We start from the raw sequence: 22,006 nt of genomic DNA on the forward strand, positions 1-22,006 counted from the left end.
CCCCAGCGAACTACAGGAGGGAAACAAATGATAGAAATAAATGATACAGTGGCAGCTCTCTTAGAGAGCCTGAAAACCGCAGATGATAAACAGAGATCTGCAATAGTAAATAAGCTTTCCTTAGATTATAATAATGCAATTCCAATGTTATGGTCAAAAATAATAACGCAGGAAGATCCAAGAGCAATTCTTTCTGTTATGAGAGATATTCTAAAAAAGGAAAAACCAAAAGGAATGTTCAAAAGAACTATTGGTAATTCCAAAGAAAAGCTTAGCGCTCTTCTTGTGCATTCAGATCCAAAAGTTAGAAAGAATGTTTGTGGCGTTATTGGAGAACTGGGAGATCCTGAATATTTAGAAGCATTATATAATGCCTATAACTCCGAGGATAAACTTTTTGTAAGATATTCTTATGTGCTTGCCATAGGAAACTGCGGCAGTGCTGCTGATGCAGAAAAGTTAAGAAAAATGTTTGAAGATGTCGTAATGAATGAAAAAGCTTGCAAAGAAGATGATTCATTAATAACTACTAATAAGCATATTAATGAGGAAAAACTTGCACTTACAAGAGCAATAGATAAATTATCTCCCCCTGTACGCCATGATTTTAAGGGATTTAATGAATTTGAAAATGCAGTACCAATGATTCTAACAGTTATGAATTATCAGTATCAGCAAACTTTAAAGGAACTTGAAGTAAAATCAATAGACGGCAGACTTGTAGATGACGGTATTCTTATTTACGAGAATGATATAGATAAGATTTACACCTGCAGAACCTTCTATGAACTTTTATTTCCACTAGATGAGTGTGACAACCTGCAGTTTGATTATAAAACAATAGCAGCTGCAATAATGGATGCAAATATCGTTGATTTTTTAAATCAGTGTCATGAAGGTGATTCTAATTCTCCTTTTTGGTACAGAGTTGAATTTAAAACTATGGATGCCAGCCGCGAAAGGTCAGAGTTTGTAAAAAATTTAGCTAGAGAGTTAGACGAAATTTCTGGTGGTAATTTAAAAAATAGTCCTTCCTCTTATGAAGTTGAACTTCGAATAGTTGAAAGAAATAATCTCTGCAGTGTATTTATAAAACTATATTCCTTTAAAGATAATAGGTTTGATTATAGAAAAAATGAAATAGCTACCTCCATAAATCCTGTAACAGCAGCTATTGTAATGAAAGCTATCGAAAAATGGATAAAACCTAATTCATCTGTCATAGATCCTTTTTGTGGAACTGGAACAATGCTTATTGAAAGAGCTAAATTAGAAAAAGTTCAATCATTAACTGGAGTTGATATTTATAGAACAGCTATATCCGCTGCGGAGATAAATTCTAAATTAGCTAATGTTAATATAGAATTAATAGATGAAGATATACTAGAATTCTCTACTAACTACCTTTTTGATGAACTTATAACAAATATGCCTTTTGACAATAAGTCCACCACCCATAACAAATATGCTGAACTTTATAGTTCATTTGTAAATAAGATTCCTACTCTTGTAAGACCAGGTGGCATGGCTTTTGTTTACACAATAGAAAAGCAATTATTTAGGGAAGTTCTAACTGAAAACCTTCAGCTTGAGCTTCTTCAAGAGATAAAAATTGAAAGTGGTAGACTTACACCTCATATTTTTGTATTAAAAGTAAAATAAATATCAAGTCAAAAATAGTATAAAGAAATAGGGCACCTAGATTTAGGAGCCCTATTTCTTTTACAATTCTATGCGAACCACCAAGAATCCTTTGGCGTCACCGGCGAATGTCTTTTATGTTCAGAGGTTGTATACAAACTAACGATTTCATTCTCGAATTCTTCTGAAATGTCATCGCCTCTTAAATACATGCAAACCTGATGATTTATCTCGGTTACTTCTTTTTGATTGGCTTCATTATCCCAGGTACCAGTGGTAGACATTTTATCAATTATGGATTGAGGGGCACCAAATATTTTAGCCATCTCATAAATTATGCCTTTTGACAATCCGGCAATTGGTTGTATATCTGACGCATCGTCACCATATTTAGTTACCATTCCTAGAGTTAGCTCGGACACATTTGTTGCTCCAGCTACTAAAACATCATAAACTTCAGCTACTCTATAAACCACTGTCATCCTTATTCTAGCTTTTGTATTTCCTATATCTACTTTTGAAGGGGGTAGATCACGAAGAAGTTCAATGGATTCAATTACAGGTCCCATTATGTCATAGGTTTTAAATACATCCGGCTTTATAATATCTTTTGCAAGTTGTACATCAGCCATGTCTGGTTTGATCCCAAAAGGAAGAGATAGATTAATTAAAAATAGCCCTGCTTTTTTTATGAGCATACTTGTAACAAAGGTATCCACTCCCCCTGAAAGATGACAAACATAACCTTTTTTTCCAGTATGCTTTGCATAGTTCTTTAAAAAAGTACAAGCTTCTTCAATCATTCTAATTGCATAATTCTTATCTGACTCATTTTCAAGAGGACAGGGTATACCAATCTCATTCATTATTTGCTGTTGTTTAATTTTGTTCATATCGCGCCTCCTTAAACTTGTTTCTAAGTATATTGTAACATATATTATACTATTTTTCCCATAAAACCAACACTAGTTGGTGATTGAATTTTTAATTGCACCCGTGGGGCATTTATATAAGCAAGTAGATTCACTACACTCTGAAATACAAATGGCGCTATCTACTATAGCTAGATTATCCTCAATTTTTATTGCACCATGCTTACAATTTTTAACACAGATTCCACACCCAATACAGCCTATGCTGCAAAGTTTACGCACTATAACACCTTTGTCCTTTGAATTACAATTCACAGCTATAGGAACTCCAATGGGAACTAATTCAATAACTTTTTTCGGACAAACTACTTCACATTTTCCACAACCTGTGCATTTTTTGTGATCAATAATTGGTAGTCCCTCTTCACTCATTGTCATTGCATCAAATGGGCAATTTCTAACACAAGTTCCAAAACCAAGACAACCATATTGGCATCCCTTGGGTCCGCCTTGTAGTAGCGTTGCTGCAACACATTCTTCTACACCTTTGTATTTATAAGCCTTAACAGCTTTATCATGATTTCCAGCACATTTTACAAAAGCCACTCTTGGCTGCATTTCCACTGCTGCTTTGCCAGTTAGTTCTCCTACCATCTTTGCAACTGCCGCTTTACCTGGGATGCAAAGATTCGGCTGCACGTCTGGATTTATAACCACAGCTTCTGCATATGCCATACAACCAGCATAGCCACATGCTCCACATTGACCCTTCGGTAATATATCTTCAACAATATGAATCAAGGGATTTACTTCAATGGCGAATTTTTTATTGGCAACCGCCAAAATTAAACCAAACACTAGTCCAACTGATGTCATTACAACTAAAACTGCAATTGCAATACTCATATTACTCATATTAATTCCTCAGCTCCTTTCTATACTGGTATCATTCCAGAGAACCCTAAAAACGCCAAAGCGAGCATTCCAGCTAAAATAAACGCAATGCCGAGACCCTCCAGTGATTTAGGTACATCTGCGAGTCTTAATTTTTCTCTTAAACTTGCCATAAGGATAATTGCCAAAGCAAAACCTAGTCCAGAACCAACGGCAGAAACCGCACTTTTCATAAATGAAAAATTAGACTCTGCATTTAAAAGTGGCACGCCAAGTACAACGCAATTTGTAGCAATTAGTAATAAATAAATACCCCACATATTATATAGTGTAGGCGCATATTTTTTAATTATCATCTCTAAAAGTTGCACAAAACTAGCAATCAAAAGTACAAATACCGCTGTTGTTAAAAATGTTAAATGAAAGGGAGTCAATATAAAATGGAACACCATCCATGCTAGCATAGAGCTCAGGGTCATAACAGAAGTTACAGCCATTCCCATGCCAATAGAAGCATTTAAACTGTTAGACACTCCGAAGAAGATACAAAGTCCTAGAAACCTTGTTAAAACGAAATTATTTACAACTACCGCAGAGATAAACAGCGTTAGATATTCGCCCATTATACTTCACCTCTCTCAAGTTTAACTTTTTCCATATGCTGCGTCAGCATCTTAAAACCAGCTACCATATAACCAATAAGTATAAATGCTCCTGGTGGTAAAATCATTATAAGTGCAGGATTATACCAAGAGCCAAGCACTTGTATTCCAAATATGGCTCCGCTGCCAAGAAGTTCACGAATTATTCCAATTGATAAGAGTGCAAGTGCAAAACCACATCCCATTCCTAGTCCATCGAAAAAGGATGGAATCACTGAATTTTTCGAAGCAAAAACTTCTGCTCTAGCTAAAATAATTGCAAAAACAACAATCAATGCTAAATATATACCTAAGGCCTTATAAAGTAGTGGCGCATATGCCTGCAATACTAGCTGTACTACCGTAACAATGGTTGCTACAGATGTAATATACACCGGTACACGAACCTTAGGATTTACCACCTTTCTAGAAATAGATACAATAGTATTATTTGCAGTAATAACAAACATTACTGCAAGGCCCATAGTTAATGAATTTATGGAGTTACTGGTTACTGCTAAAGCAGGGCAAAGACTAAGTGCAAGAACAAAAATTGGATTTTCTGCAATAATCCCCTTTTTAAATATATTCCATAACTCTTTCATATTATCTCCCCCCTACAAACTGCGTAACTTGCTGCACAGCTTCTTTTATACCTTTGGTTACAGCCTTTGAAGAAATGGTAGCTCCAGTCATAGCTTGAATATTATTTTCTTTTGATTTGTCCTTTACCACTTCTAAATCTCCAGTTGTTTTGCCTTTAAACTGGCTTTTAAAGGGATCTTTACTTGCATTATCTCCGAGTCCTGGTGTTTCTTTACTGTCTAATATATTAAAATCAATAATTTTACCTTCTGGTGTAACTGATACAAGCATTTTTATTGCTCCCGCATATCCTTTACTTTCTGCTGGTACAACATATGCAATTATTTTTCCGTTTTTTTCTGCAGTAAACCATTCTTTTTTGTTTTTTACTGGTATAAACTTTTGTGCATCTGCCACCAATGACTTCATTGCCTCTGTCTTCATCTCAGCCGCTTTTTTTGCTGCAACTGGTGCTGTTATAAAGTAGGTCCCAGCAATAATTGCACCTGATATGAAACACGCAATTGTTAAATTCATAGCAATTTGAAAAACACTATATTCTTTTTCATGCTTAACATTATTCTCATCTGACATTTTTCACTACCTCCTTGCCCCAAATTTAACCGGCTTTGCCACGCGATCAATAAGAGGTGTAACTGCATTCATTAACAAAATAGAGTAACAAACCCCTTCAGGATAACCGCCCTTAAGCCTAATTAGGACCGTAAGTGCTCCAACACCCATAGCAAAAATTATCTGCCCTTTTTTTGTAATGGGAATAGTAACCATATCTGTAGCCATAAAAAAAGCTCCTATAATAAGTCCTCCAGCCATCATATGAAAGAGTGGGTCTCCGCTAAATAAACCTGCTGGCCCAAACACCCAAGTTAAAATACCTACTGTTCCAATCATAAATACAGGCACTACCCAATTTGCATACCCTTTATAAATTAAATATATACCTCCAATAAGTAATAGAATTGTAGAGGTTTCACCAATACTTCCATTTCGAGTACCAATGAACATCGCTTTATACATTTGAGGTGCACTTCCAAAAGTATCAATGAGTGATCTATACCCTTGTTGTTTTAAAATATTTAAAGGTGTTGCAGTAGTTACTACATCTACACTTGTAGAAAGTTTTGTCCAAGTTGTCATTGCCACAGGCCATGACACCATAAGAGCAGCGCGACCAATATGAGCCGGGTTAAAAATATTATACCCAAGACCACCCATAGAATGCTTTGCTATTACAATAGCAATAAATGAACCAACTATTGCCATGTAAGCGGGAATTGCTGGTGGCAAGCACATTGCAAGCAATAGTCCTGTTAAAAATGCACTTCCATCAGAAATAGTTATTGGCTTTTTTCTAAGCTTTTGTACTATAAACTCAAACCCTACCGCTGACAAACTTCCTACAAGTAGTGTAATCAGTGCAGGAATCCCAAAATTATAAATAGCAAAAAGCGCAGCTGGCGCTAAAGCCAAATTTACAGTCCACATTATTTTAGAAATAGATTCCCCTCCACGTATATGTGGAGATGTTGAAACTGTAAAGAGATTATCTTGTAATTTTATTTCACTATTCATTTAACTTGCACCCCTATTTTTTTGCTGCATATGCTGCATTTATTTTTGCAGTCTGCGCTGCATTTTGCATCTTACAATATCTAATGTATTGTACGATATTCCGCTTAGCAGGGCATACATAAACACAGCTCCCACATTCCGCACAGTCTAATAGATTTTGTTCTTCCTTCGCTTCTACAAAAAGGTTTTTCTGCCCCAAAATACTTAACATACTTGGGTTAAGACCACAGGGGCAAACATTCACACATTTTCCACAACGAATGCAAGGAGACTCCGTGCCATTATTAAGATCTTTTTTAGTTAAACCTAAAATACCAGAAACTCCTTTAATAATCGAAACCTTTAAATTTGATTGAGCAAATCCCATCATAGGACCACCCATAATAATTTTAGCTGGTGTTTCTTTAAATCCACCACAATTTTCAATAGCCTCTTCAAAGGTTGTCCCAATTCTAAGTAAAAGATTTTTAGGTTCTTTAACAGCACCTCCACTTATAGTTGTAACTCTTTCTATTAGTGGAATTCCTTTTACCACCGCATCATAAATTGCAATAACTGTCCCTACATTTTGAACCACAACCCCTACATCCATTGGTAAACTACCAGATGGAACCTCGCGATTTGCCAGTACTTTAATGAGCATTTTTTCCGAACCCTGTGGATATTTGGTTGGAATTTCCACAACTTGTACTGTAGTTCCTTCAAATACTCTTTTCATTGCAATTACTGCATCTGGTTTATTGTCCTCAATTCCCACATAGGCCTTTTGAACACCAAGAAGCTTCATCACTATTTTTACCCCAGTTTGAATTTGATGTGAATACTCTAACATCATTCTGTGGTCTGCTGTTAAAAAAGGCTCGCACTCCGATGCATTCAAGATAAAAACATCAATTTTCTTTTCCTTTGGTGGAGATAATTTTACGTGAGTTGGAAAGGTCGCACCCCCCATTCCAACAATACCTGCCTCCTTAATAATATCTCTTATTTCATTATCATCTAACTTTTCCCAATCTCTTTCACAAGGAATTCCTTCTATCCACTGGTCTTTGCCATCATTTTCAATTACAATAGAAAGACACTTCCCAAATACCGCATGAGGGTATTCTGCCACATCTTTAACCATGCCAGATATTGATGCATGGACAGGACTAGAAACAAAAGCATTACTATTTGCTATAACTTGCCCCTTTTTTACAAAATCACCCTTGGCTACTATTGGTGAGCAAGGCGCACCAATATGCTGCCTTACAGGAATAACAACCCTACTTGATGGTAGAGCTATTTCTATAGGCTTATCTGCAGTAAAACTTTTATAATCATTTGGATGTATTCCTCCGCGAAAACTTTTCATAAATTTTTCACACCTCTTTTAAAATATTTAAAGTATATTTATTTGTATATACATACTATAGCTCAAAAAAAAAATAATTTAAGATAAGCTTCGAGTAATAGTCGGTTGCATCTTCTTATTATTATGAGCAAATTTATCGAAAATTTTTATATTCAATATTGATAATATAAATGCTAGTATTCCGCCTGAAATTTGAAAACCTCTCACGGAATAACCAAATTCCACTGCTATTGCCTGACCAATAGCGACACCTATTAAAATAGCAACAAGTGGTGCTATGTATACAACAAAAGCTGCCATTAGCATATTTGTTTCTTTCATTTCAAAGGCAACCCTTTTTCCTGCTTTAGCCCCAATTAAATTTTGAGCTTCAATGACTAGTGCACTATCACCTGGGCACGCGCCACAATTTTTACATTCGCCATGCCTACCTACCTTAACTTTGGCCATATTATTCTCAAATATTTCAATTATAATTCCTTCTTCTTCTTTTACCACCGATGCATTACCCCCATTACTACAGTATTAATTAAGTTCATAATCCTCCCATACACTTCACATATGTGCTTACTGGCGAGTTATATATCAACCTGTACTTCATTAACTTGAACTTCCATTACTTAAGATAGTTTCAAATCAGATTAAAGTCAAGAATAATTATATTTTTAACATATAGCCCTGTAATAACATGAATATATTAAATAAAAAAATACTCTTTTAAAAATGCATACAGCATATTTTGTCTAAATTTGATATTTAGAATTTCTTCATTACTTACTAATGTTATCAACATTACTTGAAAATATTAATCTATTGTCGTTTCCATGTATTGAAGACCTCTGTAACATTTCCTTTTTTCAGTACTATAACAGTTTCCTCCAAAAGTTTTTTTTATTTTCATGTTTTTTTAATATTATTGATATACTTCGTTAAAATAGTAACTATTCAACGACCGCCTGTGTTTATGCTGTTAGCCTTGTGTTTTCACCGTGTAAAGGCTATTAGTTATCATATAATCCACCCTTTAAAACCACATTGCAAAATATATTATGAACGCAAAAAATCCAGCGGAATGTTATTCTACTGGATTTCTTATTTAGCTTTAAATTATACTTAGATATTTTTTTAACAAAAAAATTCTATACACCATGTGTTTTAAAATCATTTCATCAATTGTATGTGAGTTTATAGTTTTGCATCATCAACACTACTCAGCCAATTCTCAATATCATCTATAACTGATTCTATGCAACCATCATCAAATGGTGACTTTAAATTAGCAAGTTCAACCAGGCCTAAGAATGATTTACTTCCACCCGCAGAGCAAAGATTCATATAATCCTCCATTGCTTTTTCTCTATTATCATTAGCTTTTTTAAAGAATTGGAATGCGCAAACTTGAGCTAGTGTATAATCTATATAATAAAATGGTGAACCAAAAATATGTCCTTGTTGATACCAAAATCCGCCTCTTTCTAAATAGTCATTTCCAGCATAGTCTCTATGTGGTAGATATTTCTTTTCAATTTCTCTCCAAGCACTCTTTCTTTCAGTTGGAGTAGCTTCAGGATTATTATAAACAAAGTGTTGAAACTCATCAACAGTTACTCCATAAGGTAAGAATAAAAGTGCTTGGCTTAAATGGTTAAACTTATATTTCTGTTCTTCTTCTTCAAAAAATAAATTCATCCATGGCCAAGTTAAAAATTCCATACTCATAGAGTGAATTTCAGCAGCCTCATAGGTTGGAAAGTTATACTCAGGTACTTCATAGTTTCTACTGCAATAAGCTTGAAAAGCATGCCCGGCTTCATGGGTTAACACATCTACATCCCCTGATGTGCCATTGAAGTTTGAAAATATAAATGGTGATTTGTAATTTGCTATAAATGTACAATAGCCACCACCAGCTTTACCTTTTTTACTTTCTAAGTTCATAAGTTGGTTATCAATCATGAAATTAAAAAATTCTCCAGTTTCCTGAGACAATTCCTCATACATTTTTTTTGCATTATCAACTATCCACTGTGGATTACCATGTGGTTTTGCATTTCCGTTTTTAAAGCTTATTCCTTCATCGTAATAATATAAATGATCTAAGCCTAGACGTGTGCATTGTCTTGTTTTTAATTTACTAGCAATAGGAACTATGACTTCCTTAACCTGTTTTCTGTAATTCGCAACCATTTCAGAATTGTAATCTGAACGAAGCATACGATCATATCCAAGTTGTACAAAATTCTCATAGCCTAATTTTTTAGCAATTTTAGTTCTTACTTTTACTAGACCATCATAAATCTCATCTAATTTTGTTTCATTTTCAGAAAAGAAAGCATATTTAGCTTCATTTGCTCTTTTTCTCATGTCTCTATCAGTAGATACTCCGAAGGGAGTTAATTGAGATAGAGTTCTTTCTTCACCTTCAAACATTATTTTTGCAGAAGCGATTAGTTTAGTATATTCACTAGATAACTTATTTTCCATCTGCAAATCTTCAATTATTTCTGGTGAAAAAGTTTTAATATTCAAAGTAGCCATATTAAAAAGTTGATTTCCCCATTTTTCTTCGAGTTTAGGTCTAAATTGTGAATTAATAAGAGCATCGTAATACTTGGCAATTAAGCCTTGGTATATAGGCATGTTTTCATCAATGAAATCTTGTTCACCTTCATAAAAAGTATCAGTTGTATCAATAGTATGACGTATGCCCACAAGCTCTGACATTGACTCTATATCACCCCTTAGCTCATTGATCTCAACCATTATTGAATTTGCTTCCTCAAAACTAGCACAGTTATTAAATTTAGTTAATAATTCATTAAACTTTACTTCCAGATCCTTCATATCTGGTCTTTTATACTTCATTTCTGTAAATTTCATAATTTATTCCCCTTCCCAATTTAAATGCTATATTTTTATAGTATTTATATTATATTCTCTAAAACCTAATTACTTCCTTCAAAATAAGAAAATAATTATTGCTAGCTCCAAATTTAAACATTATTAATCACCTCTCTCATTTATAATATTTAATTATATCGTCTATATAAAAGCTTATAAAAAAGACACAATGCATATTTTCATTGTGTCTTATAATTCTATTGTTTTATATTGAATATCCTATTTTAAATTTGTGTTTAACTCTTACTTTATAATTATTATCTCGTATAGCTCCAATATCCCCTTATCTTTCTCTGCATAAAATAATCTTACTTTGTCTCCAGCTTGTACCTTACTAAATGATACTATATTATCCATTTCCTCACTTACAAATGTCATCTCTACACCTTCTACCGCTGCTTTGATTGAGTTATTACCTACCTTACTTATAAACTCTGCACTCTCAATAGATTGTATATTGGGTCTGTTTATTTTTCCAGCAGGATTTGATGATTCAGGTTTTAATTCATTTAATATTAGTTTATCAACTGTTGTAACCTCTATATTGGGAGTTCCCCCTAATACTTTTACAAATATTGAAGGATACATCAATTGCATTGTGGAAAACTGAGTTGGTGCTGGTTTAACTTCTTCAATTACTACTTTAGTTATACCTTCTACATCTTTAATGCTTTTAACTACAATTCCATGACCTCCAGACGCCTTTTCTCCTGTTGCTATGCGTACCAAATTACTTCCATCCGAATTTTTTATTAACACAAAACCTCTTTGTGTTCTTATATCTTTTACGGAATCTATTATACTTGCAGGTACTGATGATTCCTTTACAATCTCATACTTCAAAATATTAGTCGTAATACCTTGATTTCCATTAGATGGTTTAGTTTTTGGAAGGCTTATACCCTTTAATACTAGCTTATCAACTGTTGTAACTTGCACTTTTGGTAATAACCCTTTTATATTTATAGTTATTGATGGATACATTAGTTGCATAGTTGAAAACTGAGTTGGTGCCGGTTTAACTTCTTCTATTACTATATTAGTAATACCCTTAGCATTTGTAATACTTTTAATTTTTATGCTATTTCCACCTGATGGTTTTTCTCCTGTTGCTATACGTACTGTGCTTATTCCCTCTGTAGCCTTTATTACTACAAATCCACGTACATTTCGTACTGTACTTATTAACCCTAATAAATCGGGTGGTAATGACTCCTCATTTATAATTGTATATTCTAGTTTTCTCTCTTTAACTGGAAGTGTACCTTTTACTGGTGTTGGTGCAACTTTTTCACTTATCTTAGCTACTGACTTAACTATTGGCTTAGCCACTGGCTTAGCTATTGGCTTAGCTATTGGCTTAGCTACTGGCTTACTTACTGTGTTAACTGTTACTACTTTTGCTGGTGCTGCACTACCTGTCTTCAAATTACTTGAACACCCAGTCACTGCTCCAGCTGCTAATATAGCTAGCATAATCATTGATACTATTTTACTACTCTTTTTCATGATTAATTCCCCCTCATATTCCCCTTTTTTAATACTTTACCTACTATACGGATTTTTCAACCTATTAGTTACCCTATTTTTATATTGTGTTCTACAATTAAACCCTCTACTGCTTTATGATTAACCATATTTGCTAGAATCATGCTTAAAATACCCTCCATAATCATTTACATAACCTTGGATAGTTAAAGTATAATATTAAGTTTATACCCGCACTTTGGACATATACTATCACTAATATTAACATGAATATGGTATCTATCTCTTATAATAACCTTATATCCGCACTTTGGACAGTATGTTGAGTTATCACTGTCAGCTACATTACCCAAATATACATAATTAAGATGTTTTTTTGCTATATCTCTATCTCCTCGCATTACCTCAATCTCTGTAGCAGGATTTTTCATCTTGTAGTTCGGAAAATATCTTGATAAATGAAGTGGAATATCTTTATTTAATGAAGCTATAAAATTTGCAATTCCCTCAATTTCTGTAGCAGAATCATTTTCTCCATTTACGAGTAGAGTAGTTACCTCTACATGACACTGTTTTAATGCTATTTTAATAGTATCCATAACAGGTGTCACACTTCCTCCGCATATATCATTATAATACTTATTATTAAAGGCTTTTAAATCAATATTCATTGCATCCACAAGGGGCAGGAGCATCTTTAAGGGTTCTTCTTTTATATAACCATTAGTGACCATAACTATATTTATATCTTTAATGCCCTCTTTTAATAGCCTTGATGCATTGTATACATATTCATACCAAATGGAAGGCTCATTATATGTAAATGCTACTCCAATATTGTCTTTAAGGTTTTTACATATTTCTACTAATTTTTCTGGCGGTATATATTCACTTTTTGCTTTCCCTTGTGATATGGAGTGATTTTGACAAAAGCCACAACTGAAATTGCAGCCAAAACTCCCTACCGAAAATATATTGCTACCTGGTTTAAAATGATATAGTGGTTTTTTTTCTATGGGATCTTGGGCCATAGAAGTTATTTCTCCATAATTTATGGTATAAAGTTTTCCTTCTCTATTTAACCGTACATTACATTTGCCATAAGCGCTAGCTGGGATAAGGCAGTTATGAGGACAAAGTTTGCACCTTACTTTATCTCCACGATTTTCATAAAACAGTGCTTCTTTTTCCATGATTTCAACTCCTATTTGTGCCTAATAACTTCAAACTTTTCTATAGAATAATTTTCACTGGTGGAAATCCCTGCTTTATTTAGAACAATACTTATTTGCTCTTCTATAGTATTAACACCCGCAAGATCTGGTAATAGTAGTCCACTCTTTCTACCACTTCTTACAATCACTCCATATATACTAGGGTCTAGTTGTTCTTTTAAAGCTGCTACAGGCTCTGTTAAGACATCTACTGAAAATACAATATCCTCAAGCTCCCCCTCCAACACTGGACTAAACCTTGGGTCCCCTTCTCCTGCTTCAATAGCGTTTCGCATTATCTCACTTGCAATACTGTCTGTCACTGGAAAAATGGTACCTATGCAGCCTCTTAGCTGCCCAAATTTTTTAAGAGACACAAATACCCCTCTTTTATTATTTGTCATTTCCTCTGTTACATAGCTCGGCTCAACCAAGAAATCTCCCTCTATTAGATAATGAGTAAGACTTTCCCTAGCAAGCCTAACATAGACATCTTCATTATTTACTCTTTCCATGTATTTTTTTCTTTTTCCCACCGTAATTTCTGATAATATATCTCTGTCACTGCTTTTAAGTTGGAATTTCATTACCGCATATCCAACTCCGAAGGTGCCTTCATAGGAAAGAAGCTCTCCCTTTATTTCATTGCCCTCCATTGCTCCAAGCATTATATAATAAGACCTTAACCCGCATTCTCCAGCGTTTTCAACCATTTCTGGATTTATATCAAATACTCCTGCTACATCACCCTTTGTTAATAGACTTATTATATCGCGATCAAATTTTTCTCCATAGGGATTATAATCATAAGGTCCTTCATCTTTAAGATGATGTGAAAGATCACCACTTCCAATAAACACAGCATTCTCATTACCTTCCTCTACTGCCTCTTTAATGAGTTTACCAAATTTATACAATTGAATTGGGCTAAGTCCCCCATATGTAATATGAACAAGCTTAAAAGAATCATATTTATTTACTACAAAATACAGTGGAACTATGGTACCATGATCTAATTCATATTTTCTATCGTATTTTTTAAGAAAACTTGTACTTACTCCTACTGTTGGAATATTATTTTTGTGTGACTTATCCATAATTTTTCCTGTTAAATCCATGTCTATTTCAAAATTCATAGAAATATTTAACGCCCCAAATTGCTTTAAACTTCCTGAAATAGAACTTTCAAAAGATAGCGCTATTGCATCTGAAAACATAGTCCCATGTGGTGTCACTACTATTATTACCTCTGGTTTTAAATCAGCTATTTCACCTCCGATACGCTGGCAGGCATCATATGTATTTTTTATCTTTTTTTCCTCTCCACGGCCCACCTCTGGAATTATTATAGGGGGATGTGGCATTGTAACATAAGCTATTATTTTTCCCATTATAATCACCTCTCCTATTTATTACTTTAAGTCTCATTTAAATATATATGAAATCAGTATGCTAGTCTATTCTAGCCTAGTCTATTCTAGCATGGTCTATTTTCATGTACCTAAATATTTTACCCACTACTTAATGTTCATATCCATAAAAATTAATTCTGGATATTCTTTGAATTTTATGCTATAAAAAAGAATTTAGCAGTAAGTTAAATAGAATAAATTTATATCAAACTAAAAATTGTAATATTACAACAATTCGAATACCGTTTAAACCGTATCTACAGTAAGCATAGAAAAGCATGAAGAGTAAAATATCGTAATTATATTAATAAATCCATGAATTCACTTGTATTTTAACTTAAATGAATGAATTTCAAATTGAAGTCCTCGATGCAATACTATATAATAGATAAATATTGTAATGATAAATTCTATTATAGAGGTGTATTTATGTTTTCAAAATTAAGAGAACTACTAATAGGGAAGACACTAAAAACAGAAGAATTAGAGGGAGAAAAATTAAATGTTTTTTGGGGACTACCTATATTATCAAGTGATGCCGTTTCTTCTGTTGCATATGCAGGGGAAGAAGTTTTAATTGTGTTAATTGGCGTTATAGGTCTTATAGCATATCAATATATGTTTTATGCCGCGCTGTGTATTGTAATACTATTATTTATACTTGTTTTTTCCTACAGGCAGACTATTGATAGCTACCCCTGTGGTGGAGGCTCATATATAGTTGCAAAGGATAATCTCGGTACAATACCTGGACTTACTGCCGGAGCAGCACTTTCTGTAGATTATATACTGACAGTTGCTGTTAGTATATGTGCTGGAACTGCTGCAATAACTTCAGCACTACCCTCCTTGCTTCCCCATAAAGTAGCTATAGCTCTTGCTATGTTATTCTTCATAACAATTGGTAACTTAAGAGGAGTGAAAGAATCATCCAAACTTTTTGGAGTTCCAACATACTTATTTATTTTTTCTTGCGTAGTGCTTATTATCACTGGCATTGTAAAGCACTTTATTTTTGGAATTACACCAGCACCACTTTATCCAATACCACAACAAGTAGGTGACCTTACACTGTTCCTGTTTCTTAGAGCATTTGCTTCAGGTTGTACTGCATTATCGGGAGTTGAAGCGGTAAGTAATGGTATACCTAATTTTAAAGAACCATCACAAAAGAATGCAAAAGCTGTTTTGGGTTTGCTAGCTTTTTTAGTTCTATTTATTTTTGGTGGGTTATCTTTTCTAGCAACAATTTATCATCCAGTACCTCATGCAGATGTGACAGTATTTGCTCAAATTGCCGAGCAAGTTTTCGGAAAAAGCATTATGTTTTACATTATGCAAATTGCCACTGCATTAATATTAGTAATGGCTGCAAATACAGCCTATGCAGGTCTACCACTTTTACTTTCTATAATGGCAAAGGATGGATATGCGCCAAGGCAATTTTCTCAAAGAGGAAAGCGACTAAGTTTCTCAAATGGAATAATACTATTAGGATCAGCTGCTGCTATTTTAATTATTGTGTTTCAAGGCGATACTCATTTACTTCTGCCTTTATACGCAGTAGGTGTATTTTTATCTTTTACACTTTCACAAGTTGGAATGTTCCTAAAGTGGGAAAGAAGCAGAACACCTGGTTATAGACATAAGGCATTTATAAATGGATTAGGTGCTCTAATAACTTTTATTACAGTAATACTCATAGGTATAACAAAGTTTTTCCACGGTGCTTGGATAGTTTGTATTGTAATACCTGTACTTGTTTATCTTATGGTTAAGGTTAAGCAACATTATACCAAGATTGCAGCACAACTTAAATTATCCTTAGAACAAAGACCTAATGAAGGCGCTACAACGAATAACAATCAACATGTAATAATACTTGTAGGGTCCTTAAATAAATCAACTTTAAAAGCATTAAACTGTGCTAGGTGTTTATCAAAAAACGTTGTTGCCTTTCATGTATCAACTGATGATGACGTTACCGAAAAATTAGAAAGAAAATGGAAAGAGTATAATCCTGGAATCCCATTAATAATAAAACATTCTTCTTATAGGGACATAATGAAACCATTAATGACTTTTATAGAATCTGAAGAACGTGCTTCAAAACATGGAGAAACTGTTACAGTTGTAATATCACAATTTGTTATTACTAAGTGGTGGCATAATATACTTCATAACCAAACATCATATTTTATAAAGAGTATGCTATATAAAAATAGGAATGTGGCAGTGCTTACTGTCCCATATATAATAGAAGAGTAGAAACTCCAAAATATACAAAAATGGATTCCTTGGAATTCACTTTTGTATTTAAGAACATAAAGAGCTATCTTACTCTGGAAATTAATTTCTAGAGTAAGATAGCTCTTTATGTTTTATTTGATATTAGTCTTAAACTTCCCTTGTTGCCTGCTTTAAGTATTCTAATTCCTCTCCTTGTAGATAGATAGAAAGTTTTTCAAATACAGTTTTGTGATAATCATTTAACCATGCCTTTTCTTCAAATGTTAATAGTGAAACATCTATAACATCTAAGTCTATAGGACATAGTGTTAAAGTCTCAAACTTCATAAATTGTCCACCATATAATGTGTTTTCGATTTCTTGAACAACAACTAAGTTTTCTATTCTTATACCATGTTTTCCTGCCTTATAAACTCCTGGTTCGTTGGACACTACCATTCCCTTTTCAAGCTTAATTACATTTGGTACCACAGATATTCTATGTGGGCCTTCATGAACATTTAAAAAGAAGCCTACTCCATGTCCTGTTCCATGTTTATAATCCATGCCTGCATTCCAAAGTGGTATTCTAGCAATAATATCTAAATTTGAACCAGTAGTTCCATATAAAAATCTTTGCAATGTTAAATCGATCATTCCTCTTAATACTAAGGTGAAATCTGTTTTTTCTTCATCAGTTAATGGTCCTACAGCTAGTGTTCTTGTAATATCAGTTGTTCCATCTAAGTATTGAGCGCCAGAATCTAATAAATATAGACTCTCTTGCATAATAGTAGCCTGATCCTTTTGCGTAGCAGAGTAGTGAGGCATAGAAGCATTTGCCCGGTAAGCTGAAATAGATGCAAAGCTTAAGTCATAGAAATTTTCTCCTGCTCTTCTTATTTCTTCAATTTTATCCGATGCTTCTATTTCTGTAATATTACGGGTCTTTATGGTTTTCTTTAGCCAACTAATAAATTTAACCATAGCCACACCATCGCGTACCATTGCTTTCCTGACATTTTCAATTTGAATATCATTCTTTATAGCCTTAAATCTTGTAGTTATATCCATAGCCTCTATAATTTTAATCTTTACAGCGCTGTATATCCAAGTGCTAGTTCTTGCTGCATCAAGTAATATTGCTCCAGCTTTAATTCCTCTTAAAAATTCCCCTATGCTATCGTAAGGTATTATTTCTACATTAGCCTTTTCAAGCTCTGCTCTAACAACTGAATTGATTTTTTTATCATCTATAAATAGATAATATTTTCCCTCTGAAATCAATGCATAAGCTATAGTTAGTGGGTTACATTTTACATCTCTTGCTCTAATGTTTAATAGCCATGCTATGTCATCAAGGCCAGATATAACATAATAGTCTGCCCCCATAGTCTTCATTTCAAGAACTACCTTAGCAAGTTTTGATTCTCTAGACTCCCCTGCAAAGGCTACATCATGCAAAACTACCTGACTACAAGGTCTTTGAGGTCTATCCTTCCATATTATATCTATTAAATCTTCATTAACCTCATAGGTAAATTCACTACTTTCTAAAGCCTTCTTAAGGCTTCTAAAATACTCTACTGAAATAACCTTACCATCAAAAGCAATCTTTGCTTCCTTATTAAGATTTTGTTTCAAAAATGCCTCAACAGTTGGAACGCCATTCTCTCCCATTCTAAATAGAGTTACTCCAGTACCAATCAATTGATTTTCTGCTTGTATAAAATATCTTCCATCTGTCCATAAGCCGGCCTCAGTTAAAGTGATAATTGCAGTTCCAGCAGAACCAGTAAATCCTGTTATAAAAGTTCTAGCAGTATAGTGTTCTGCTACGTATTCACTTTGATGTGGATCTGAACTAGGTACAATGCATGCATCTATGCCTCTTTTTCTCATCTCAACTCTTAACTCTTCAACTCTTTCTTTAACGCCCATTACCTTCACCTCATTAAATTGTAAACGTTTATTTACAATATTTTTTTATTACAGACATTATTATAACATAAAAAGACAGTATTATTATATGATGTCTTTTATTAAAACTATCCTAGCAGGAGCACCGTCTACTCCTTTAATCTTAAGTGGCAACGCACACATGAAATACTCATCCTCTTTTATTTCTTTTAGTCTAACGCCTTCTATGATAGTTATCCCATTTCTAAAAAGAATTTTATGAGTTTCATGCTCTGGCTGAGCCCTTTCTATTCCAAGGGAATCTATTGCCACACCAATTATGCCCTTTTCTGCTAAATACTCTGCTCCACTCTTTTCAACATAAACAAAATCAGGCTGAAATTCTTCTGAAAAGGAATTTCTAGTTTTAAGTAATAAGAATTCACCAGATTTAATATTTTTATTTACAAGATCCTCTTTTGTTATCCCGTCTACTATCTTAGTTAGATCTATTACTCTACACTTTGTAATCAATTTATTTAAATCAATAGATTCAATAGTAGCTCCCATATCATCTACGTGATATGGGGCATCAATATGAGTTCCTGTATGCACGTTCATGTACATACTAGATTCATTAATGCTATCCTTTGGAATTTTCCTCTCGAATTTAATTACTGGCCTTTTTTCCTCTATATTCTTGTACACTCCCATAGTTTTTTCAATAGTCATAGATATATCATATATAACCATGTTTTCCCTCCTTAATCAGACGCGGTATTCCACCACTGTCTACCATCTTTTTCAATTAAATCTATTGCTCCCTGGGGTCCCGAGGTCCCTGCTTGATAATTAGGACACGTAGAAATATTATTCTCATATTGCTTTTCAATGCTTTCAATAAATTCCCAAGAATATTGGAGTTCATCCCATCTAGTAAATAGTGATGAGTTATTTCTAATCGCTTCAAGTATTAGCCTCTCATAGGCCTCAGGTGAGTCGTTTAAACACCTACAACTTTGACAATAATCTAGTTGAACCTTTTCCATCTTAAATTCACTACCAGGCTTCTTTGCATTTATCTGAAAGAAAAACCCCTCTTCTGGCTGAATTTTTAAAACTAAAAGATTATGAGGAATATTATTAAACTCCTTATAATAATTAATGCCAGGAAGTTTTTTAAACTGAATAACTATCTCAGTACTTTTATTATTCATCCTTTTTCCTGCTCTTATATATATGGGGACTCCTCCCCATCGAAAATTATCTATATAAGTCTTAAGTGCTATAAAAGTATCCGTATTAGACGTTGCGGAAACTCTATCTTCTTCTCTATACCCCACAACTTTCGCTCCTTCAACTTCTCCCGCTCCGTATTGGCCACGAACAATATTTTCTTTAAAAGACTCAGCGGTAAAAGGTCTGAGTGATCTTAGTGCCTTCACTTTTTCGTCCCTTATAGATTCAGGTTCAAAGTCTATTGGAGGTTCCATGGCAATCATAGTTAGCATTTGTAATATATGATTTTGAAGCATATCTTTTAATATACCTGCATTCTCATAATATGCACCTCTGCTCTCTACGCCTAAAAGCTCACTCGCGGTAATTTGAATATTATCTATATGGTTTGCATTCCATAATGGTTCAAATAATGAGTTCCCAAATCTAATTGCCAATATGTTTTGAATCATTTCCTTTCCCAAATAGTGATCTATTCTAAATAAATCTTCTTCTGGTATAAGCTTTGATATATTATGATTTAATATCCTAGCTGTTTCAAGGCTTGATCCAAAAGGCTTTTCAATCATTATCCTCTGCCAGCCAATGGCTTTTGAAACCATAGCATTGCTTTTTAAATTTCTAATTATACCTTCAAAAAACTCTGGCGCAACGGCTAAATAATATAATCTTTTGCCTCCAGTTGAATATTTTTTCTCCATTGTTTCCAAAAACATATCCAAATCGGCATAACCTTGATTATCAGAGGTAAAATCAAAGTTTTTATAGAAAATCCGATTACTGAATTTAACCCATAACTCTTCATTTAGTGAAAATCTAGAGAATTTTTCTACAGATTCATGCATTTCTTCTCTATATTGCTCATTTGTTTTTTCACGTCTTCCTATAGCTACAATTGTAAAATTTTCAGGTAATTTTTCTTCGTACATTAAACTGAAAATAGCGGGAATAAGTTTTCTTTTTGTCAAATCACCGGTTCCACCAAAAATTACAAATATACTAGAAAGCTCTTTATCAATATTTGTCTCCATTAAAAGTGCCCCTTCCTAATATTCTTTATTAACGCACTATTCACTATATATAACAGGCTTTAATCATATAATTAATATAACATAAAGTAATGATTGTTAGCAAATATAACTTGTCCATTACGCTATCACTTTAAATCTTTATTCTTCAATAATAAAGAACTTTAGCTTATTAGGTTAATCATATTCTTTTTCTCTCATTAATGCAATATTTTACAGACTTCTTGCTATTTTTTAGGTAAAACAACCATAAGGTTATTTCATTTGATATTTAATTTCAATATATCAATAATATGGCAACATGCTATATTCAGACAGTGAAATATGCTATACTTCAATTATCAGTAACTAAAGGAGGTAATGTCCTATGAGATTCGGTTTTATAATTTCTTTGATCTTTGCTATTTTAGTGGCTTTATTCGGTATTCAGAATGCCGCAGTGATATCTGTTAGTTTCTTTTACACAACATTTAATATTTCTTTGGCTCTTGTAATTTTTATATCTACAATTATAGGTGCTATAGTGGTGACTTTATTAGGACTACAAAAGGAGTTTAAACTAAGTCGTGGCAATAAGCAACTAACAAAAGAAGCTAAGAATTTTGAAGCTGACATTGAAACCGCTAAAAATGAAAAAGCAGTTTTAAAAATCGAGAATGAAACTTTTAAAGGCAAAACGGAAGCGCTAGAAACTAAAATACAAGATTTAGAAGCTAAAATTCAAGATTTGGAAACTAAAGTAGAGGTTTTAGGGACTACAAATAATACATTGAGTAATGAAATAAATACATTAAACTTAGAAAATACTAGGCTTAATACGCTATCTACAAATGAGTCAAATAATTTAAATAAGGAACTATAAAGACTTTTCTGCTTACCATAAAAAAATAAGCATCAGTAGCTATTTATAAAATGGACCCTATAAGGTAGACAGTTAAAAAAAGAGGCATAGTTGTCTCAAAATTAACTGATTCTACTTTGTAGGGTCTTTTTTGTTATACTTAATACATTAAGTT

Annotated in this window: 18 protein-coding genes; 3 read left to right on the forward strand and 15 right to left on the reverse strand. The window is 33.5% G+C overall.

Annotated features, from left to right (window positions below):
• Nucleotides 1–27: 27 nt before the first annotated feature.
• Nucleotides 28–1,662 carry a HEAT repeat domain-containing protein gene (locus tag KPL50_RS07590; RefSeq protein WP_216297853.1) on the forward strand — a complete coding sequence of 545 codons (1,635 nt, stop codon included), beginning with the start codon at nt 28–30 and terminating at the stop codon, nt 1,660–1,662.
• Between the two features lie 68 nt (nt 1,663–1,730).
• Here KPL50_RS07590 and nadE read toward each other — a convergent pair whose 3' ends face one another.
• The 12 genes from nadE to amrA form a co-directional block, all read right to left on the reverse strand.
• A complete protein-coding gene (gene nadE, locus KPL50_RS07595) occupies nt 1,731–2,534 on the reverse strand; it encodes an NAD(+) synthase (RefSeq protein WP_164956148.1) in 804 nt (267 codons plus the stop codon).
• Between the two features lie 72 nt (nt 2,535–2,606).
• Nucleotides 2,607–3,419 (reverse strand): RnfABCDGE type electron transport complex subunit B, encoded by an 813-nt coding sequence (gene rnfB / locus KPL50_RS07600; RefSeq protein WP_216297877.1) that lies wholly within the window; start codon nt 3,417–3,419, stop codon nt 2,607–2,609.
• 29 nt (nt 3,420–3,448) lie between these two features.
• On the reverse strand, nt 3,449–4,030 hold the full coding sequence (locus tag KPL50_RS07605) for an electron transport complex protein RnfA (RefSeq protein ID WP_216297854.1): 582 nt from the start codon (nt 4,028–4,030) through the stop codon (nt 3,449–3,451).
• Nucleotides 4,030–4,653, reverse strand: a complete 624-nt coding sequence (gene rsxE / locus KPL50_RS07610; protein WP_216297855.1) for an electron transport complex subunit RsxE — start codon at nt 4,651–4,653, stop codon at nt 4,030–4,032. Before rsxE ends, KPL50_RS07605 begins: the two co-directional genes overlap by 1 nt.
• Nucleotide 4,654: 1 nt before the next feature.
• Nucleotides 4,655–5,227 (reverse strand): RnfABCDGE type electron transport complex subunit G, encoded by a 573-nt coding sequence (locus KPL50_RS07615; protein ID WP_216297856.1) that lies wholly within the window; start codon nt 5,225–5,227, stop codon nt 4,655–4,657.
• A gap of 6 nt (nt 5,228–5,233) precedes the next feature.
• Nucleotides 5,234–6,226 carry an RnfABCDGE type electron transport complex subunit D gene (locus KPL50_RS07620; RefSeq protein ID WP_216297857.1) on the reverse strand — a complete coding sequence of 331 codons (993 nt, stop codon included), beginning with the start codon at nt 6,224–6,226 and terminating at the stop codon, nt 5,234–5,236.
• Between the two features lie 13 nt (nt 6,227–6,239).
• Entirely contained in the window at nt 6,240–7,580 is a 1,341-nt protein-coding gene (gene rsxC, locus KPL50_RS07625; protein WP_216297858.1) for an electron transport complex subunit RsxC, read from the reverse strand.
• 78 nt (nt 7,581–7,658) lie between these two features.
• Entirely contained in the window at nt 7,659–8,078 is a 420-nt protein-coding gene (locus KPL50_RS07630) for a SoxR reducing system RseC family protein (protein ID WP_309245147.1), read from the reverse strand.
• 687 nt (nt 8,079–8,765) lie between these two features.
• Nucleotides 8,766–10,460, reverse strand: coding sequence for a M3 family oligoendopeptidase (locus tag KPL50_RS07635; RefSeq protein ID WP_216297859.1), 1,695 nt, complete (start codon nt 10,458–10,460; stop codon nt 8,766–8,768).
• Nucleotides 10,461–10,724: 264 nt separating this feature from the next.
• On the reverse strand, nt 10,725–11,990 hold the full coding sequence (locus KPL50_RS07640) for a protease complex subunit PrcB family protein (protein ID WP_216297860.1): 1,266 nt from the start codon (nt 11,988–11,990) through the stop codon (nt 10,725–10,727).
• 185 nt (nt 11,991–12,175) lie between these two features.
• Nucleotides 12,176–13,162, reverse strand: a complete 987-nt coding sequence (gene amrS / locus KPL50_RS07645; RefSeq protein WP_216297861.1) for an AmmeMemoRadiSam system radical SAM enzyme — start codon at nt 13,160–13,162, stop codon at nt 12,176–12,178.
• An 11-nt stretch (nt 13,163–13,173) separates the two neighbouring features.
• Nucleotides 13,174–14,574: an AmmeMemoRadiSam system protein A gene (amrA, locus tag KPL50_RS07650; RefSeq protein WP_216297862.1), complete on the reverse strand. Its 1,401-nt coding sequence runs from the start codon at nt 14,572–14,574 to the stop codon at nt 13,174–13,176.
• Between the two features lie 450 nt (nt 14,575–15,024).
• Here amrA and KPL50_RS07655 point away from each other — a divergent pair, with 450 nt between their 5' ends.
• Complete coding sequence (locus tag KPL50_RS07655) at nt 15,025–16,863, forward strand: APC family permease (protein ID WP_216297863.1); 1,839 nt, start codon at nt 15,025–15,027, stop codon at nt 16,861–16,863.
• 129 nt (nt 16,864–16,992) lie between these two features.
• Here KPL50_RS07655 and KPL50_RS07660 read toward each other — a convergent pair whose 3' ends face one another.
• From KPL50_RS07660 to zwf, 3 genes are all read right to left on the reverse strand, one after another.
• A complete protein-coding gene (locus KPL50_RS07660; RefSeq protein WP_216297864.1) occupies nt 16,993–18,765 on the reverse strand; it encodes an aminopeptidase P family protein in 1,773 nt (590 codons plus the stop codon).
• An 84-nt stretch (nt 18,766–18,849) separates the two neighbouring features.
• Entirely contained in the window at nt 18,850–19,476 is a 627-nt protein-coding gene (locus KPL50_RS07665) for a cyclase family protein (protein ID WP_216297865.1), read from the reverse strand.
• Nucleotides 19,477–19,487: 11 nt separating this feature from the next.
• Nucleotides 19,488–20,993, reverse strand: coding sequence for a glucose-6-phosphate dehydrogenase (gene zwf / locus KPL50_RS07670; protein WP_216297866.1), 1,506 nt, complete (start codon nt 20,991–20,993; stop codon nt 19,488–19,490).
• 364 nt (nt 20,994–21,357) lie between these two features.
• Between zwf and KPL50_RS07675 the strand changes: the two genes are divergently transcribed.
• Nucleotides 21,358–21,852, forward strand: coding sequence for a lipopolysaccharide assembly LapA domain-containing protein (locus KPL50_RS07675; protein ID WP_216297867.1), 495 nt, complete (start codon nt 21,358–21,360; stop codon nt 21,850–21,852).
• Nucleotides 21,853–22,006 lie beyond the last annotated feature (154 nt).

Source organism: Clostridium sp. CF012 (assembly GCF_018861755.1).
GTDB lineage: Bacteria > Bacillota > Clostridia > Clostridiales > Clostridiaceae > Clostridium_AD.

Excerpts from the sequence above, each read along its gene's own strand:
- KPL50_RS07655 (WP_216297863.1), top strand. The coding sequence starts at position 15,025 with ATGTTTTCAAAATTAAGAGAACTACTAATAGGGAAGACACTAAAAACA.
- KPL50_RS07640 (WP_216297860.1), bottom strand. The coding sequence starts at position 11,990 with ATGAAAAAGAGTAGTAAAATAGTATCAATGATTATGCTAGCTATATTA.
- rnfB (WP_216297877.1), bottom strand. The coding sequence starts at position 3,419 with ATGAGTATTGCAATTGCAGTTTTAGTTGTAATGACATCAGTTGGACTA.
- amrS (WP_216297861.1), bottom strand. The coding sequence starts at position 13,162 with ATGGAAAAAGAAGCACTGTTTTATGAAAATCGTGGAGATAAAGTAAGG.
- KPL50_RS07635 (WP_216297859.1), bottom strand. The coding sequence starts at position 10,460 with ATGAAATTTACAGAAATGAAGTATAAAAGACCAGATATGAAGGATCTG.
- amrA (WP_216297862.1), bottom strand. The coding sequence starts at position 14,574 with ATGGGAAAAATAATAGCTTATGTTACAATGCCACATCCCCCTATAATA.
- rsxC (WP_216297858.1), bottom strand. The coding sequence starts at position 7,580 with ATGAAAAGTTTTCGCGGAGGAATACATCCAAATGATTATAAAAGTTTT.
- KPL50_RS07660 (WP_216297864.1), bottom strand. The coding sequence starts at position 18,765 with ATGGGCGTTAAAGAAAGAGTTGAAGAGTTAAGAGTTGAGATGAGAAAA.
- KPL50_RS07615 (WP_216297856.1), bottom strand. The coding sequence starts at position 5,227 with ATGTCAGATGAGAATAATGTTAAGCATGAAAAAGAATATAGTGTTTTT.
- KPL50_RS07620 (WP_216297857.1), bottom strand. The coding sequence starts at position 6,226 with ATGAATAGTGAAATAAAATTACAAGATAATCTCTTTACAGTTTCAACA.
- KPL50_RS07675 (WP_216297867.1), top strand. The coding sequence starts at position 21,358 with ATGAGATTCGGTTTTATAATTTCTTTGATCTTTGCTATTTTAGTGGCT.
- KPL50_RS07590 (WP_216297853.1), top strand. The coding sequence starts at position 28 with ATGATAGAAATAAATGATACAGTGGCAGCTCTCTTAGAGAGCCTGAAA.
- rsxE (WP_216297855.1), bottom strand. The coding sequence starts at position 4,653 with ATGAAAGAGTTATGGAATATATTTAAAAAGGGGATTATTGCAGAAAAT.
- KPL50_RS07605 (WP_216297854.1), bottom strand. The coding sequence starts at position 4,030 with ATGGGCGAATATCTAACGCTGTTTATCTCTGCGGTAGTTGTAAATAAT.
- nadE (WP_164956148.1), bottom strand. The coding sequence starts at position 2,534 with ATGAACAAAATTAAACAACAGCAAATAATGAATGAGATTGGTATACCC.
- KPL50_RS07665 (WP_216297865.1), bottom strand. The coding sequence starts at position 19,476 with ATGGTTATATATGATATATCTATGACTATTGAAAAAACTATGGGAGTG.
- zwf (WP_216297866.1), bottom strand. The coding sequence starts at position 20,993 with ATGGAGACAAATATTGATAAAGAGCTTTCTAGTATATTTGTAATTTTT.